Origin of the sequence: Pseudomonas sp. R1-1, from assembly GCF_051132135.1 — a bacterium.
In the GTDB taxonomy this organism is placed as follows: Bacteria; Pseudomonadota; Gammaproteobacteria; order Pseudomonadales; family Pseudomonadaceae; genus Aquipseudomonas.
In genome coordinates this window covers 1,625,047-1,640,262 of record NZ_CP071663.1, presented here as the reverse complement: position 1 = coordinate 1,640,262, position 15,216 = coordinate 1,625,047, and the positions used below count along the sequence as shown (strand labels likewise).

The 15,216-nt window shown below is 57.1% G+C and carries 13 protein-coding genes, 5 tRNA genes, 1 rRNA gene and 1 riboswitch; of the genes, 5 read left to right on the top strand and 14 right to left on the bottom strand.

Annotation, left to right across the window (positions count from 1 at the left end; genetic code table 11):
• Positions 1–2: 2 nt before the first annotated feature.
• Positions 3–1,539: ribosomal RNA gene (locus J3P75_RS07525) — 16S ribosomal RNA — on the bottom strand.
• Positions 1,540–2,168: 629 nt separating this feature from the next.
• A tRNA-Arg gene (locus J3P75_RS07520) sits at positions 2,169–2,245 on the bottom strand.
• A gap of 293 nt (positions 2,246–2,538) precedes the next feature.
• Here J3P75_RS07520 and J3P75_RS07515 point away from each other — a divergent pair.
• A complete protein-coding gene (locus tag J3P75_RS07515; protein WP_434709811.1) occupies positions 2,539–2,769 on the top strand; it encodes a hypothetical protein in 231 nt (76 codons plus the stop codon).
• 23 nt (positions 2,770–2,792) lie between these two features.
• A complete protein-coding gene (locus tag J3P75_RS07510) occupies positions 2,793–2,972 on the top strand; it encodes a PA3371 family protein (RefSeq protein ID WP_434709810.1) in 180 nt (59 codons plus the stop codon).
• On the opposite strand, the gene phnN is transcribed toward J3P75_RS07510, so the two are convergent.
• Positions 2,947–3,516, bottom strand: a complete 570-nt coding sequence (phnN, locus tag J3P75_RS07505) for a phosphonate metabolism protein/1,5-bisphosphokinase (PRPP-forming) PhnN (protein ID WP_434709809.1) — start codon at positions 3,514–3,516, stop codon at positions 2,947–2,949. The two genes, J3P75_RS07510 and phnN, sit on opposite strands and share 26 nt — an antisense overlap.
• Positions 3,517–3,903: 387 nt before the next feature.
• Here phnN and J3P75_RS07500 point away from each other — a divergent pair, with 387 nt between their 5' ends.
• Positions 3,904–4,230, top strand: a complete 327-nt coding sequence (locus J3P75_RS07500; RefSeq protein ID WP_003178899.1) for an Arc family DNA-binding protein — start codon at positions 3,904–3,906, stop codon at positions 4,228–4,230.
• A 114-nt stretch (positions 4,231–4,344) separates the two neighbouring features.
• Here the strand turns inward: J3P75_RS07500 and mgtE are convergent, their stop codons facing one another.
• Positions 4,345–5,787: a magnesium transporter gene (gene mgtE, locus J3P75_RS07495; protein WP_203419134.1), complete on the bottom strand. Its 1,443-nt coding sequence runs from the start codon at positions 5,785–5,787 to the stop codon at positions 4,345–4,347.
• A gap of 320 nt (positions 5,788–6,107) precedes the next feature.
• On the opposite strand from mgtE, the gene J3P75_RS07490 reads away from it, so the two are divergent.
• Positions 6,108–6,626, top strand: coding sequence for a cell envelope protein SmpA (locus tag J3P75_RS07490; protein ID WP_434709808.1), 519 nt, complete (start codon positions 6,108–6,110; stop codon positions 6,624–6,626).
• 19 nt (positions 6,627–6,645) lie between these two features.
• On the opposite strand, the gene J3P75_RS07485 is transcribed toward J3P75_RS07490, so the two are convergent.
• The 8 genes from J3P75_RS07485 to ltaE all read right to left on the bottom strand — a co-directional run bounded on the left by J3P75_RS07485 (position 6,646) and on the right by ltaE (position 12,754).
• Positions 6,646–6,722, bottom strand: a tRNA-Arg gene (locus J3P75_RS07485).
• Between the two features lie 72 nt (positions 6,723–6,794).
• Positions 6,795–6,871, bottom strand: a tRNA-Arg gene (locus J3P75_RS07480).
• A 71-nt stretch (positions 6,872–6,942) separates the two neighbouring features.
• Positions 6,943–7,019: transfer RNA gene (locus J3P75_RS07475), tRNA-Arg, on the bottom strand.
• 107 nt (positions 7,020–7,126) lie between these two features.
• Positions 7,127–7,217 (bottom strand) — tRNA-Ser (locus J3P75_RS07470).
• A gap of 62 nt (positions 7,218–7,279) precedes the next feature.
• Positions 7,280–7,468 (bottom strand): carbon storage regulator CsrA, encoded by a 189-nt coding sequence (csrA, locus tag J3P75_RS07465; RefSeq protein ID WP_002554426.1) that lies wholly within the window; start codon positions 7,466–7,468, stop codon positions 7,280–7,282.
• A gap of 185 nt (positions 7,469–7,653) precedes the next feature.
• Positions 7,654–8,895 (bottom strand): aspartate kinase, encoded by a 1,242-nt coding sequence (locus J3P75_RS07460; protein ID WP_093099222.1) that lies wholly within the window; start codon positions 8,893–8,895, stop codon positions 7,654–7,656.
• 90 nt (positions 8,896–8,985) lie between these two features.
• Positions 8,986–11,604 (bottom strand): alanine--tRNA ligase, encoded by a 2,619-nt coding sequence (gene alaS / locus J3P75_RS07455; RefSeq protein WP_434709807.1) that lies wholly within the window; start codon positions 11,602–11,604, stop codon positions 8,986–8,988.
• Positions 11,605–11,749: 145 nt separating this feature from the next.
• Positions 11,750–12,754, bottom strand: a complete 1,005-nt coding sequence (ltaE, locus tag J3P75_RS07450; protein WP_434709806.1) for a low-specificity L-threonine aldolase — start codon at positions 12,752–12,754, stop codon at positions 11,750–11,752.
• Positions 12,755–12,943: 189 nt separating this feature from the next.
• Positions 12,944–13,115, top strand: a riboswitch (FMN riboswitch).
• Positions 13,116–13,216: 101 nt separating this feature from the next.
• Here ltaE and J3P75_RS07445 point away from each other — a divergent pair.
• Positions 13,217–13,726, top strand: coding sequence for a 6,7-dimethyl-8-ribityllumazine synthase (locus J3P75_RS07445; RefSeq protein WP_434709805.1), 510 nt, complete (start codon positions 13,217–13,219; stop codon positions 13,724–13,726).
• Between the two features lie 148 nt (positions 13,727–13,874).
• On the opposite strand, the gene astE is transcribed toward J3P75_RS07445, so the two are convergent.
• Together astE and J3P75_RS07435 are read right to left on the bottom strand one after the other, a co-directional pair.
• Positions 13,875–14,885 carry a succinylglutamate desuccinylase gene (astE, locus tag J3P75_RS07440; protein ID WP_434709804.1) on the bottom strand — a complete coding sequence of 337 codons (1,011 nt, stop codon included), beginning with the start codon at positions 14,883–14,885 and terminating at the stop codon, positions 13,875–13,877.
• Between the two features lie 12 nt (positions 14,886–14,897).
• A complete protein-coding gene (locus tag J3P75_RS07435; RefSeq protein ID WP_016773591.1) occupies positions 14,898–15,188 on the bottom strand; it encodes a hypothetical protein in 291 nt (96 codons plus the stop codon).
• Positions 15,189–15,216: the final 28 nt, after the last annotated feature.

Genomic DNA, 15,216 nt, shown 5'->3' with positions numbered 1-15,216 from the left:
ATTAAGGAGGTGATCCAGCCGCAGGTTCCCCTACGGCTACCTTGTTACGACTTCACCCCAGTCATGAATCACACCGTGGTAACCGTCCTCCCGAAGGTTAGACTAGCTACTTCTGGTGCAACCCACTCCCATGGTGTGACGGGCGGTGTGTACAAGGCCCGGGAACGTATTCACCGTGACATTCTGATTCACGATTACTAGCGATTCCGACTTCACGCAGTCGAGTTGCAGACTGCGATCCGGACTACGATCGGTTTTATGGGATTAGCTCCACCTCGCGGCTTGGCAACCCTTTGTACCGACCATTGTAGCACGTGTGTAGCCCAGGCCGTAAGGGCCATGATGACTTGACGTCATCCCCACCTTCCTCCGGTTTGTCACCGGCAGTCTCCTTAGAGTGCCCACCATAACGTGCTGGTAACTAAGGACAAGGGTTGCGCTCGTTACGGGACTTAACCCAACATCTCACGACACGAGCTGACGACAGCCATGCAGCACCTGTCTCAATGTTCCCGAAGGCACCAATCCATCTCTGGAAAGTTCATTGGATGTCAAGGCCTGGTAAGGTTCTTCGCGTTGCTTCGAATTAAACCACATGCTCCACCGCTTGTGCGGGCCCCCGTCAATTCATTTGAGTTTTAACCTTGCGGCCGTACTCCCCAGGCGGTCAACTTAATGCGTTAGCTGCGCCACTAAGAGCTCAAGGCTCCCAACGGCTAGTTGACATCGTTTACGGCGTGGACTACCAGGGTATCTAATCCTGTTTGCTCCCCACGCTTTCGCACCTCAGTGTCAGTATCAGTCCAGGTGGTCGCCTTCGCCACTGGTGTTCCTTCCTATATCTACGCATTTCACCGCTACACAGGAAATTCCACCACCCTCTACCATACTCTAGCTCGACAGTTTTGAATGCAGTTCCCAGGTTGAGCCCGGGGATTTCACATCCAACTTAACGAACCACCTACGCGCGCTTTACGCCCAGTAATTCCGATTAACGCTTGCACCCTCTGTATTACCGCGGCTGCTGGCACAGAGTTAGCCGGTGCTTATTCTGTCGGTAACGTCAAAATTGCAGAGTATTAATCTACAACCCTTCCTCCCAACTTAAAGTGCTTTACAATCCGAAGACCTTCTTCACACACGCGGCATGGCTGGATCAGGCTTTCGCCCATTGTCCAATATTCCCCACTGCTGCCTCCCGTAGGAGTCTGGACCGTGTCTCAGTTCCAGTGTGACTGATCATCCTCTCAGACCAGTTACGGATCGTCGCCTTGGTGAGCCATTACCTCACCAACTAGCTAATCCGACCTAGGCTCATCTGATAGCGCAAGGCCCGAAGGTCCCCTGCTTTCTCCCGTAGGACGTATGCGGTATTAGCGTTCCTTTCGAAACGTTGTCCCCCACTACCAGGCAGATTCCTAGGCATTACTCACCCGTCCGCCGCTGAATCCAGGAGCAAGCTCCTTTCATCCGCTCGACTTGCATGTGTTAGGCCTGCCGCCAGCGTTCAATCTGAGCCATGATCAAACTCTTCAGTTCAAACATCTTTGGGTTTTTAAGAAACCCTAAACTTGGCTCAGCAATCGTTGGTTACATCTTTGATTTCTCGCGGAGTAACTTGTGATGCTGATAATCTTGTTGACTATCAGTCTGACTCCACAAGCACCCACACGAATTGCTTGATTCAGTTGTTAAAGAGCGGTTGGTTAAGGCCTTTCGTCTCAACCGAGGCGCGCATTCTACAGCAGCCTCATTTGCTGTCAAGTGATTATTTTCAGAAGCTTTCGAAGATTTCTTCAACAACTTCAACCACTTGCGCTTCCGATCTCTCGTCAGCGGGAGGCGAATTCTACAGCGTTACACGCTGCTGTCAACACCTCTTTTTCAACTTCCTTTCGGGCTTCGATGAACTGAAGCCGCTTGCCGTCGAAACCTACTTAACTCGTTGAATCTCAAGGAGTTTTCCGTTTCGACTGCGCCGGAAGTGGGGCGAATTATAGACACCTCAGATCTGCCGTCAACCGTTAATTTCGCTTTTTACGAATTCTTGCTTCACTACCCACGTTATATAGAAGCGATGCGAGCGGTCAGACCGGTGGCGCCTGTTAACAGGCAGCCAAAGCCTCCCATTCGGGATGAGCAGTTATCTAGGAGGAAGTCGATATAGATGGTGTCCCAGGGCAGGTTCGAACTGCCAACCTTCCCCTTAGGAGGGGGATGCTCTATCCAATTGAGCTACTGAGACATAGGTAAGCCGCAGCAGGCGCTGCGTGACGGACGGCGTGCATGTTAACGGCCGAACCCTGATTTGTCATGTCATCCCACGGCTTTTTAAGTGTAGGCCGCTGCCTCACCCCGTTGCGGGAAGAATTACCCGCATTTTGCACGACCTTAAAAACACCGCCATTGCAGATTGCAATCACCGCTGTTGCTGAAAATCGTCCAAATGCTTGTTTTTAAAGGATTTAACAGCCTATAGACTGTTGGCACGGCGAGTGCTTTGTCTGTTCTATAAAAGAACATTCGGAGCCCAGCCCCATGAACAGCACCCTATTGCTTGCAAATGCAATTGCTTTGGCGGTTTTGGTCGGTTCTCAGTTTATCCCCGAGCGCAACGCGCCCGAATCCGTGGCTCAACGCGTCCCCCATTACTTGCAGGTACAAAAGGCGCCTCAATTGGCGGTGTTGAGCAATCAGGGCGTGCCACATGCTGTGAGCGATTCCGAGCGGCCACTTCAGGAGGCGAGCTCCGAACGTCTGATTTTTTGAAATATCTTCAGGAGTACAAAATGATGTCCAAGTCAGCTGCGGGATTACTGATCCTCGCCCTATTGAACGGTGTTGTGCACTTTTCGCTGTTCGAGGATACCGAGATCAGCCTGCCGCTGGTTGGCAGCGGCATTTTTGCGGTGTTGTTCGTATTGGCATTGGCAGCCGGACGTAAAATCAAATTCGATCCGGTTTTGCGCTGAGCGTAATCAAAGCCAAAAGTTGATTCACGGCATCCGCCAGGTTGCCGGAGTTGTCGATGAGGTACACAGGCCCATCGCTCGACCTCCTGTCCTTGAACTGCGCATTACGACCCAGCCTCTGATCGATCTGCTCAAGCGTTTCACGACCACGCTTGAGCAGACGCTCTCGTAATACATCGTCCCGCACCGTCAACAAGACCGCTACAAGCTCTGGGTAAAGCGTCATCGCCTGGCGTAGATTAGCTCGCGAACCATTAACCAAAACGTTTCGACCAGCATGCAGGTGTTGATCCATTTCCACGGGAATGCCATAGGACAGGCCATTGGCGTGCCAAGCCAAGGCAAAATCACCTGCGCGCTCGCGCTGGCTGAACTCATCGGGCGTCACTCCGATAGCATCCTCCCCCACCGATTCGGCGGATCGGGTAATCACTCGGCGCATGACTTCACAATTCAACGCACGCAATGGTTGGCGAGCAGCCTCGATCAGACTGTCTTTGCCTGAGCCGGACGGCCCCATCAGATAAATAAGCTTGCCATCCATCCCCTAAACGCCCCCTACGGTCGTCAGCCACTAGTAAATCGGCAATTTGCCACTATCCTGTAAAGGTAGGTAACAAGGATGCGCAGCTGCTTAGCATGCACCTTATGGCGCCCTCGAGCATCCATGGCAGCCGATGAGACCCAAGCAGAGCACGGGACACAGGCAAAGATTTCCAACCAGTCCGCATTTCTGATGATTGGTGCTGGCATTACGCCTTTACCCGGCTCAATATTTGTCACAGAATTGACGCCAATGATCTGGCAATTTTGAGGCATGATGCCGGCCTCTTAACAATTCAGGTTGAACCATTTGGCGCGGATGCTTGTCCTACCACACATCCTGCGGCCAATCCCGAGAACCGCTCCCCTGAACTAACCGGTTAAATATATGCGCCCATTGAAACAGGCAATTTATTCCAGCCGTACGGCTGACAAGTTCGTCGTACGTCTGCCAGACGGAATGCGTGAACGCATTGCCGAGGTGGCTCGCAATCATCATCGCAGCATGAACTCCGAGATCATTGCGCGCCTTGAGCAGAGTCTTATTCAGGAAGGCGCACTGGGCGAAGAGCTGAGCATGCGCCTGGACAGCCCGGAGCTGTCGTTGCACGAGCGCGAGCTGTTGCAACGCTTCCGTCAGTTGTCGCACCGTCAGCAGAACGCCCTGGTTTCGCTGATTGCACATGATGCAGAAATGGCCGCAGACGCGTCCTGAGTAACAACGAACGCCTCAAGCCAGCTTTGATAGCTGGCTTTTTTTTGCCCGAAATTTGTGTTCTCACAGGCAAAAAAAACCCGCCAGAGCGGCGGGTTGTTTCAGTGCGATCAGTTAGAGCAAGAAGATCGTCGCCAGCCCCAGGAAGATGAAGAAACCACCGCTGTCGGTCATGGCAGTGATCATCACACTGGCACCCATCGCCGGATCTCGCCCCATCTTCGCCAGCGTCATCGGAATCAATACCCCCATCAGCGCAGCCAACAGCAGATTCAGCGTCATCGCGGCAGTCATTACCACGCCCAACGACCAACTGCCGTATAGCAGATAGGCAACCACACCAATTACTCCGCCCCAGACCAGGCCATTGATCAGCCCTACCGCAAGCTCCTTACGCATAAGCCGCGAAGTATTACCGGTGCTGACCTGATCGAGCGCCATGGCGCGTACGATCATGGTGATCGTCTGGTTACCGGAGTTGCCCCCGATACCGGCGACGATCGGCATCAATGCCGCGAGTGCCACCAGCTTCTCGATCGACCCTTCGAACAGACCGATCACCCGCGATGCGACAAACGCGGTAATCAGGTTGATCGCCAGCCATGCCCAACGGTTGCGCAGCGACTTCCAGACCGAGGCGAAGATATCTTCTTCTTCGCGCAGACCCGCCATGTTGAGCACTTCGCTTTCGCTCTCTTCACGGATCAGGTCGACCATCTCGTCGATGGTCAGACGGCCGATCAGCTTGCCGTTCTTGTCGACCACGGGTGCCGAGATCAAGTCGTAACGTTCGAACGCCTGGGCCGCATCGTAGGCGTCTTCGTCCGGGTGAAAGCTCACCGGATCGCTGGCCATGACTTCGGCGACCTGCTTCTCCGGATCATTGACCAGCAGACGCTTGATCGGCAGTACACCCTTGAGCACACCGTCGTAATCGACCACGAACAGTTTGTCGGTATGGCCGGGGAGTTCTTTCAGGCGGCGCAGATAACGCAGAACCACTTCGAGACTGACATCCTCACGGATGGTCACCATTTCGAAGTCCATCAACGCACCGACCTGGTCCTCGTCATAGGACAGGGCCGAACGCACGCGTTCACGCTGCTGATTGTCGAGGCTTTCCATCAGTTCATGGACGACGTCTCGCGGCAGCTCGGAAGCCAGGTCAGCGAGTTCGTCGGCGTCCATGTCCTTGGCAGCCGCGAGCAGTTCGTGATCGTCCATGTCGGCGATCAGCGTTTCACGAACGGAATCGGATACTTCGAGCAGAATATCGCCGTCGCGGTCAGCCTTGACCAATTGCCAGAGCGTCAGACGATCGTCCAGCGGCAGGGCTTCGAGAATGTAGGCGACGTCGGCGGAGTGCAGATCATCGAGCTTGCGTTGCAGCTCGACGAGATTTTGCCGGTGAACGAGATTTTCGACGCGGTCGTGATGCGGGCCTTCCTGACGATGAGTCAGGTCTTCGACGACACGCTGGCGCTGCAACAGCTCGACCACCTGAGCCAGGCGATCCTGCAGGCTTTCTTGAGTTTTCTTTACTTCGATTTCAGACATAGGCGAACTCCACTCCCAGCAGCGGGGCACGCCGGAAGGATCAATCAGTCAATTCATGATTGGTGAAACGGGGTACTGAGTAACTACTGGGTAAGTCCATGGAATTTTTCCATAAGCCCCGGCGGGGCTGACGGGCGCAATGATACACCGCTTGACGGTTTAAACGTTAAAAAATCACGGCCGAAACAAGCGCTTGCGAAACAATTCTGAGCGCCGTCCTGAACCCTGCAACTGCGACGACTCATTCTGAAAAGAAAACACACCGGCAGCAGAAAATGTAGCGGCTACGCTTGGAGACAGATCGTCATGGAGGACATCGAATGCTGTTCAAACCCTATGTTTTTCTGCTACCCGCCTGCCTGCTTTGCCTGCCATCCAGCGCAGCGCCTGTTTCGCTTCACCGTTGCGAGGCCAGCGACGGCAGCGTCACGTTCACTTCAATGAGCTGTGCGCAGGGAGAGCAGCGCTCGACACAAGAAGTACACCCCTACTCGCCCGGATCGGTTGCCGTAATGCCCGAGCACGACCACGAACGCATGACCGAACTGAAGGCCATGAGGCGAGAACCCGGCGTGGTTGCTCATGCTGAAGACAACTGCGGAAACCTGATCGACAACCGACAGCGGCGCGAAGCGATCATCAATCGACGCGTCATCGCCGGCATGAGCCGACAGGACGTCGAAAGCGCATTAGGCAAGCCGGACAAGGTGAATATCAGAACGTCGACGACCCGCTACAGTTACGACCTCAAGCGAGGCCGCACTGCTCGGATCGATTTTGACGAGAGAGGATGCGTGAAGGCAAAAGCCAAATCCCGGACAGCAAAAAGCCCGCGTTAAACGCGGGCTTTTTGGTATATGGTGCACTCGACAGGATTCGAACCTGTGACCGCTCGGTTCGTAGCCGAGTACTCTATCCAGCTGAGCTACGAGTGCAATTTGTGTTTTTAGCCCAGACCACAACTGGACGAAGCCAAGTTACCCGCATCGCTGCAACTAACTCTTAAATGGTGCACTCGACAGGATTCGAACCTGTGACCGCTCGGTTCGTAGCCGAGTACTCTATCCAGCTGAGCTACGAGTGCATTTGTGTTTTTAGACCAGCTCACATCTGGTTGAAGCCGAGTTACGTGCATCGCTGCAATTAACTCTTAAATGGTGCACTCGACAGGATTCGAACCTGTGACCGCTCGGTTCGTAGCCGAGTACTCTATCCAGCTGAGCTACGAGTGCATTTGTTGCGCCGCATTATAGCCCGTCTAATCTCTATTCCAACCACTTTTTCTAGTAAATTCAACAACTTACCGAAAAAGCCAGATTACAACGTACTAAGCAAATAATGGCGGAGAACGGGGGATTCGAACCCCCGACACCCTTGTGAGGTGTACTCCCTTAGCAGGGGAGCGCCTTCGGCCACTCGGCCAGCTCTCCGCAACACGGGGCGTATCTTAACCAACCTTTTCCCCGTTTGCAAACATAAAAATCGATAAAAATTAATGGCTTGGTTCTTCGTCCTTCTCTTTCTTTATACGCAGGTAAATTTCCTCACGGTGCACGGCAACCTCTTTCGGCGCGTTGACGCCGATGCGCACCTGGTTTCCTTTAACGCCGAGCACGGTCACGGTGATTTCGCCATCACCGATAATCAGGCTTTCTGCGCACCGACGAGTCAGAATCAGCATACCTTTCTCCTCACGCAATTCTTTCAGGGACAACAGTCTGCAAAAAAAAGGCACCCGACCTACAACCGGAGCGATCGTAGCCCTACATGCCTGAGTATTGACCAGCGCGAGCAAAAGAACAGTTCAGGGCTCGCGCCATTCAAAAATAAAGGGCGCGGTCAGACCGCGCCCTTCAAGAAACGGAATTACTCGCCCTGACGGGCCGGAGCATCCAGTTCGAAAGCCGTGTGCAGGGCGCGCACGGCCAGTTCCAGGTACTTCTCTTCGATCACCACGGAAACCTTGATTTCCGACGTCGAGATCATCTGGATGTTGATGCTTTCCTTGGCCAGCGATTCGAACATGCGACTGGCAACGCCTGCATGGGAACGCATGCCGACGCCGACGATCGAGACCTTGGCAATCTTCGTGTCGCCCACCACTTCACGGGCACCGATCTCGCGAGCGGTGTTTTCCAGCACGGTCTGTGCGGCCTGATAGTCGTTGCGGTGCACGGTGAAGGTGAAGTCGGTGGTGTTATCGTGCGCGACGTTCTGCACGATCATGTCGACTTCGATGTTCGCGGCACTGATCGGGCCGAGAATCTTGAACGCCACACCGGGGGTGTCTGGCACACCACGGATGGTCAGCTTGGCTTCATCGCGGTTGAAAGCGATGCCGGAAATGATCGGCTGTTCCATGGTTTCCTCTTCATCAATAGTAATGAGGGTGCCCGGACCCTCCTTGAAGCTGTGCAGTACGCGCAGCGGAACGTTGTACTTGCCGGCGAACTCCACCGCACGGATCTGCAAAACCTTGGAACCGAGGCTGGCCATTTCCAGCATCTCTTCGAAGGTGATCTTGTCCAGACGCTGTGCAACTGGAACAACACGCGGGTCGGTGGTGTAAACTCCGTCGACGTCGGTGTAGATCTGGCACTCGTCAGCCTTCAGCGCGGCCGCCAGGGCTACGCCAGTGGTATCGGAACCGCCACGCCCGAGGGTAGTGATGTTGCCGTGCTCGTCGACGCCCTGGAAACCAGCGACCACAACCACGCGACCGGCTTTCAGGTCGCCACGAATCTTCTGGTCGTCAATCTGCAAGATACGCGCTTTATTGTGCGCACTGTCTGTCAGGATCCGCACCTGATTACCGGTGTACGACACCGCTGGCACACCGCGCTTGATCAGCGCCATGGCCAACAGGGCAATCGTCACCTGCTCACCGGTGGAAACGATCACGTCCAGTTCACGCGGAACCGGTTGCGTCTCGCCACTGATTTGCTTGGCCAGATCGATCAGACGGTTGGTTTCGCCGCTCATTGCCGACAGCACGACCACCAGGTCATCGCCGGCATCACGGAATTTCTTAACCTTGTCGGCGACCTGCTCGATTCTCTCGACAGTGCCGACCGAGGTGCCTCCAAATTTCTGTACGATCAAAGCCATTTCAAAGCCGCCTCTGCCCATGAAGGGCGCCCAATAATCAATCGAACAGCCGCCCGGCGCGCCACTAGACTGCGGGCCGGGCGAACCGTCTTATAAACCCTGCTCGACGAATGGAACGGTCAGCGCCAGTGCGCCATCCAGCGCGCCGGCATCGACACCGCCGCCCTGCGCCATGTCCGGACGACCACCGCCCTTCCCGCCCACTGCCGCAGCAGCCTGTTTCATCAAATCACCGGCTTTGAGTTGGCCAGTCAGGTCCTTGGTTACGCCTGCAACCAGTACGACCTTTTCCTCATGGACACCGCCGAGCAGGATCACTGCGCGGCCGAGTTTGTTTTTCAGCTGATCGACCAGCGCCAGCAGCGCCTTGCCGTCCTGACCGTCCAGACGTGCGGCCAGAACCTTCACGTCCTTGACGTCCACTGCCGAGGCCGACAGATCGTCGCCCGCGGCACTGGCCGCCTTGGCCTGCAACTGCTCGAGTTGCTTCTCCAGCAGGCGATTGCGCTCGAGCACAGCCGACAGCTTGTCGATCAGATTGTCACGGCTGCCCTTGACGAGGCTGGCCGCTTCCTTGAGTTGTTCTTCGGCAGCGTTGAGGTACGCCAGCGCCGCAGCACCGGTAACGGCTTCGATACGACGCACGCCCGAAGCCACACCGCCTTCGCTGATGATCTTCAGCAGGCCGATGTCGCCGGTACGGTTGGCGTGGATCCCGCCGCACAGTTCGACGGAGAAATCGCCGCCCATGCTCAGCACGCGCACACTGTCACCGTATTTTTCGCCGAACAGCGCCATGGCGCCTTTGTTCTTCGCGGTTTCGATGTCGGTTTCTTCGGTTTCAACCGCAGAGTTCTTGCGGATCTCGGCGTTGACGATGTCTTCCAGCTGCTTGATCTGTGCAGGCTTGATCGCCTCGAAGTGGCTGAAGTCGAAACGCAGGCGCTGGCTGTCGACCAACGAACCTTTCTGCTGAACGTGCTCACCCAGAACCTGACGCAATGCCGCGTGCAGCAAGTGAGTGGCCGAGTGGTTCAACGAGGTGGCGTGACGCACTTCAGCGTCGACGTGGGTTTCCACCGGCGCGCCGATGGTCAGGCTGCCGGAGGCCAGCACGCCGTGGTGCAGGAACGCGCCGCCAGTCTTGGTGGTGTCGCGTACGTCGAAACGGCTGCTGCCGGCCTGAATGAAACCGCAGTCGCCGATCTGGCCGCCGGATTCGGCGTAGAACGGCGTCTGATTGAGAACGATCACCGCCTCTTCGCCTTCGCTCAGCACGTCGACCGACTGGCCATCCTTATAGATAGCCACGATTTTTGCCGAACCGCTGGTGGCGGCGTAACCGGTGAACTCGGTGGCAACGTCAACCTTGACCAGCGTGTTGTAGTCCAGACCGAACGAACTGGCCGAACGCGCACGCAGGCGCTGGGCTTCCATTTCACGCTCGAAACCGACTTCATCGACAGTCAGGCCGCGTTCGCGGGCGATGTCAGCGGTCAGGTCCATCGGAAAACCGTAGGTGTCGTAGAGTTTGAACACCACATCGCCCGGGACCACGGTGCCTTTGAGCTCGGCCAGGTCCTGCTCGAGAATCTTCAGGCCGTGCTCCAGCGTCTTGGAGAACTGCTCTTCTTCAGCCTTGAGCACGCGCTCGATATTGCTCTGCTGCTTCTTCAGTTCCGGGAACGCTTCGCCCATCTCGGCCACCAGCGCCGCGACGATCTTGTAGAAGAAGCTGCCGGTGGCGCCGAGCTTGTTGCCGTGACGGCAGGCGCGACGAATGATCCGGCGGAGCACGTAACCACGGCCTTCGTTGGACGGCAGCACGCCGTCGGCAATCAGGAAACCGCAGGAACGGATGTGGTCGGACACCACTTTGAGCGAAGACTGATCACCGTTTTCGCAACCGATCGCTTCAGCCGAAGCCTTCAGCAGGTTCTTGAACAGGTCGATGTCGTAGTTGGAGTTGACGTGCTGCATCACCGCACTGATCCGCTCCAGGCCCATGCCGGTGTCGACCGACGGCGCTGGCAGCGGATGCAACACGCCGTCGGCGGTGCGGTTGAACTGCATGAACACGTTGTTCCAGATTTCGATGTAACGGTCGCCATCTTCTTCCGGCGAGCCCGGCGGGCCACCCCAGATGTGCTCGCCGTGATCGTAGAAAATCTCGGTGCACGGGCCGCACGGGCCGGTGTCGCCCATGGTCCAGAAGTTGTCGGACGCGTACGGCGCGCCTTTGTTGTCGCCGATGCGGATCATGCGCTCGGCCGGCACGCCGATTTTCTGCGTCCAGATGTCATACGCTTCGTCATCGGTGGCGTAGACGGTGACCCAGAGTTTTTCCTTCGGCAGCTTCAGCACGCCGGTCAGGAAGGTCCAGGCGAAGGTGATCGCGTCGTGCTTGAAATAATCGCCGAAGCTGAAGTTACCGAGCATTTCGAAGAACGTGTGGTGACGGGCGGTATAACCGACGTTTTCCAGGTCACTGTTCTTGCCCCCGGCGCGCACGCACTTCTGGCTGCTGGTCGCACGGGTGTAGGCACGTTTTTCCTGGCCCAGGAAGCAGTCCTTGAACTGGTTCATCCCCGCGTTGGTGAACAGCAGGGTTGGGTCGTTGCCCGGAATCAAAGAGCTGGAGGCTACACGGGTGTGGCCTTGCTCTTCGAAGAAGCGAAGGAAGGCTTCACGGATTTCTGCGCTTTTCATTAGGTTCTTCCACGGAGGCTGCGGCCAAAGGCCTGTTCGAAACGTCAGAGACGAAGCGACGGCAAAGGGCCGCATTATATCGGCCCTGCGCGCGGGGTACAGCGTGTTTATACGATAGAAACGGTCAATTGGACGGCTAACGCTGTCACTTGCGTGAAAACTCGACGAATGTCGCGATCACTTGCTCGATTTGTGCGCGGCTGACATCCATGTGCGTGACCATGCGCAGACGTGCAGCAGCGCTGAGCTTGATCCCGCGCTCGGCCGCGAAGGCCTTGAGCGCCTCGGCCCTGTCGCCCATTTGCACATAAATCATGTTGGTTTGCACGGGTTCGACGACGAAACCGGCTTCACGCAGACCATCGGCCAGCTGTTGCGCATTGGCGTGATCATCGGCCAGCCGCCCGACGTTGTGATCAAGTGCGTACAACCCCGCCGCTGCCAGCACTCCGGCCTGGCGCATGCCGCCACCGACCATTTTGCGCAAACGCCGGGCCTTGCCGATCAGCTGTTCAGAACCGCACAGCACCGAGCCGACCGGTGCACCGAGGCCTTTGGACAGGCACACCGAGACCGAATCGAAATACTGGGTGATTTCCCGCGCATCGACACCCAGCTTGACCGCCGCGTTGTAGAGGCGCGCGCCGTCCAGGTGCAATTGCAGGCCGTGCTGCTGAGTGAAGCGTCGCGCCCGGGCCAGATACTCCAGCGGCAGCACTTTGCCTTGCATGGTGTTTTCCAGCGCCAGAAGGCGCGTACGGGCGAAGTGAAAGTCGTCCGGTTTGATCGCCGCCGCGACCTGCTCCAGATCGAGCGAACCATCAGCCTGCACTTCCAGCGGCTGCGGCTGGATCGAGCCGAGCACCGCCGCACCACCGCCTTCGTATTTGTAGGTGTGCGCCTGCTGGCCGACGATGTATTCGTCGCCGCGCTCACAGTGCGCCATCAACCCGAGCAGATTGCTCATGGTCCCGGTCGGCACGAACAGCGCGGCTGCAAAACCGAGGCGGCTGGCCAGTTCGCCTTCCAGACGGTTGACCGTCGGGTCTTCGCCGTACACGTCGTCACCGGTGTCCGCCGCCAGCATGGCGTCGAGCATGGCGGGAGTCGGTTGAGTGACGGTGTCGCTGCGAAGATCGATAACGCTCATGAACCTGGCCTCTGGTCAGCAGGGGAAATCCCTTTATGAAGTGGGATTACTGCGGTCATGGCGCGGATTAATCAAGCCTTGCGCCAAGAAAATGCAGTTTTTCGTTGAGCAGGCTCGCTCCCACAGGGGTCTGTGCAGGAGCGAAAAATATGTGTTACAAACTGCGCGCTGCCCGACATTGGGCGGCACAAACGTTCTCAGGGCGGGGTGCAATTCCCCACCGGCGGTAATTGCGCGCAATGCGCATAGCCCGCGAGCGCTTGGCGACGAACACGGCAATCGCGGTGGTCGGCGGCAAGGTCAGCAGACCCGGTGTGATTCCGGGGCCGACGGTCATAGTCCGGATGAAGAGAGAACGGGAGCAAAAGCACAGGGCCGTCCGCGCGTTGTCGTGCGTGTGCGCACCCTGGCATCCCTTTCGATTCATAACGCCCTGTTTTTCACACAAACAGGAGTCTGAACATGCAACCCACCGCTATCGATAGCAAAAGCAAACACCCGCACGGCGAGCGCGTCGCGTTTATCCAGGCCTGCTGGCACAAGGAAATTGTCGACCAGAGCCGCAAAGGCTTCGTCGCTGAAATGCTGGTGCAGGGGTATCAGGAATCGGACATCGATTTCTTCGAAGTCGGCGGCGCCTTTGAAATGCCTTTGCACGCCAAACTGCTGGCCAAGACCGGTCGTTACGCCGGAGTCGTGGCTGCTGCCCTGGTCGTGGACGGCGGCATCTATCGCCATGAGTTCGTCGCCCAGTCAGTGGTCAGCGGCCTGATGCAGGTGCAACTGGAAACCGAAGTGCCGGTGTTCTCGGTGTCACTGACGCCGCATCACTTCCATTCTGGCGAAGAACATCAGAAGTTCTTCTTTGAGCACTTTGTGCACAAAGGTCAGGAAGCGGCGCGGACGTGTGCGGATACGCTGCGCAAAGTTCGCGCACTGCGCCGTACCGAGCCGCATGCGGTAGCGGTTTAAACACCGCCCAAAAATGTGGGAGCCAGCCTGCTGGCGATAGCGGTGTATCAGTGCCAGCTAAGGTGACTGAGACATTGCAATCGCCAGCAGGCTGGCTCCCACAGGGATTTGTGCAAGCTGCCAGACTGCGTGTGTGTTGGCCGGAAAATCAGGCGAGATTTTCGTCAGTGGTCGGGACGATCAGGATGCCGGCGCGCAAGCCGTTCTTGACCTTAGGGTTAGGGAAAATGATCCGCGCGCCAGGCTCTTCGATGATCCAGCGGGTATTGGCCAGATCCTCGGCCAGCACATAACCCATGTCCAGCTCGGAAAAATTCTCGATGTCCGCTGGCAGATTCAGGCGGAACGCATCGCTGTGCTTGATGATCTCCCGCGCGACGCTGAACAACTGCAAGCCGTCCAGCCCCGCTTGCGCCATCTCCGGCTCGGTGCCTTCGATGATCTGCTTCAAGCGGGTTTCCAGCAGCGACACGTTGACCCCGTCGTTCTGCCCGAACGGCCGCGCCTTGCCCAGCTCCAGAGTGAAAGCCTCGGCGTCGAGTTTGTCGTAGGTATAGGAACTGAAGACGATCGACGGTTTGTTCTGCAGCAGCACGGCTTCCATCCCGGCGGCGCGCAGGCGTGCCAGTTCAAGGCGCGAATGCTGGCGCCCTTCCTTCCACGGATAGAGGGCGAACTGCTCGATCTTCGAGCCACGAATCGCCGTGTGCAGGTCGTAGTGCAAACGCTGGCGCTCGGGTTTGCTGAAGAAAGTCGCCGCCAGGCGCTCCAGCTCACAGGCGCGCAACGCTTCGCTGCCACTGCTTTGTTCATGCCGGCCGTTGAACAGCCGATTGACGTCCTGCTCGATGAAGCGCTCGCCCTTGCGCATCGCCTCGGGATTCCCGAACAGAAACAGAATGCGTGCCCGCGGCTTCAGATCGCCGCGAGCGATGTCGTGCAGCAACCGGTCGAGCAACTCGATCGGTGCGGTTTCGTTGCCGTGGATACCTGCCGACAGCAGCAGGTCCAGGCCATTGTCGCGCGCTTCCGGGGGTCGGACTTCCAGCGCCCCTTCGCTCAACCAGCGCATGCGCACGCCTTCGACAGTCAGTTGAGTCTTCTCCGCCGGTTCGCGGCCGGCGAGGGTCAGTTCAAGCAGTTTGCCGAGGGCGAGCATAGAGCGGTTTCCTTAGTGGTCGTGGTTGCAATCCGGGCCGTGTACGTGATCCTCGTCAGCGCCGAGGTCAGCCGGTTCCATTTCCAGCTGCAGACTTACCAGATTAGTCGCCAATGGGCGCAGCAGCAGGTTGGCGTACTCTTCGTCACCTTCCTCGACGTCAACGCCGATCAGCAACTGGCCGCGGCCGTCCTGCTGGATCCACAGCTCTTTGCCTTGCCACATGACCGCGACGCGGGTGCACGAGGTTTGCAGTTGCGTGCCGTCGGTGTCTTCAAGGATCAGCTGCAGGGAATCGCTCATGTTTTTACTCTCTTGGGGTGACCCGCCG

What these genes read in the sequence shown, in the direction of transcription:
- J3P75_RS07490 (WP_434709808.1), top strand. Translation starts at nt 6,108, where the DNA reads ATGCTGTTCAAACCCTATGTTTTTCTGCTACCCGCCTGCCTGCTTTGC.
- J3P75_RS07460 (WP_093099222.1), bottom strand. Translation starts at nt 8,895, where the DNA reads ATGGCTTTGATCGTACAGAAATTTGGAGGCACCTCGGTCGGCACTGTC.
- alaS (WP_434709807.1), bottom strand. Translation starts at nt 11,604, where the DNA reads ATGAAAAGCGCAGAAATCCGTGAAGCCTTCCTTCGCTTCTTCGAAGAG.
- J3P75_RS07510 (WP_434709810.1), top strand. Translation starts at nt 2,793, where the DNA reads ATGTCCAAGTCAGCTGCGGGATTACTGATCCTCGCCCTATTGAACGGT.
- J3P75_RS07435 (WP_016773591.1), bottom strand. Translation starts at nt 15,188, where the DNA reads ATGAGCGATTCCCTGCAGCTGATCCTTGAAGACACCGACGGCACGCAA.
- J3P75_RS07445 (WP_434709805.1), top strand. Translation starts at nt 13,217, where the DNA reads ATGCAACCCACCGCTATCGATAGCAAAAGCAAACACCCGCACGGCGAG.
- mgtE (WP_203419134.1), bottom strand. Translation starts at nt 5,787, where the DNA reads ATGTCTGAAATCGAAGTAAAGAAAACTCAAGAAAGCCTGCAGGATCGC.
- astE (WP_434709804.1), bottom strand. Translation starts at nt 14,885, where the DNA reads ATGCTCGCCCTCGGCAAACTGCTTGAACTGACCCTCGCCGGCCGCGAA.
- ltaE (WP_434709806.1), bottom strand. Translation starts at nt 12,754, where the DNA reads ATGAGCGTTATCGATCTTCGCAGCGACACCGTCACTCAACCGACTCCC.
- phnN (WP_434709809.1), bottom strand. Translation starts at nt 3,516, where the DNA reads ATGGATGGCAAGCTTATTTATCTGATGGGGCCGTCCGGCTCAGGCAAA.
- J3P75_RS07500 (WP_003178899.1), top strand. Translation starts at nt 3,904, where the DNA reads ATGCGCCCATTGAAACAGGCAATTTATTCCAGCCGTACGGCTGACAAG.
- csrA (WP_002554426.1), bottom strand. Translation starts at nt 7,468, where the DNA reads ATGCTGATTCTGACTCGTCGGTGCGCAGAAAGCCTGATTATCGGTGAT.
- J3P75_RS07515 (WP_434709811.1), top strand. Translation starts at nt 2,539, where the DNA reads ATGAACAGCACCCTATTGCTTGCAAATGCAATTGCTTTGGCGGTTTTG.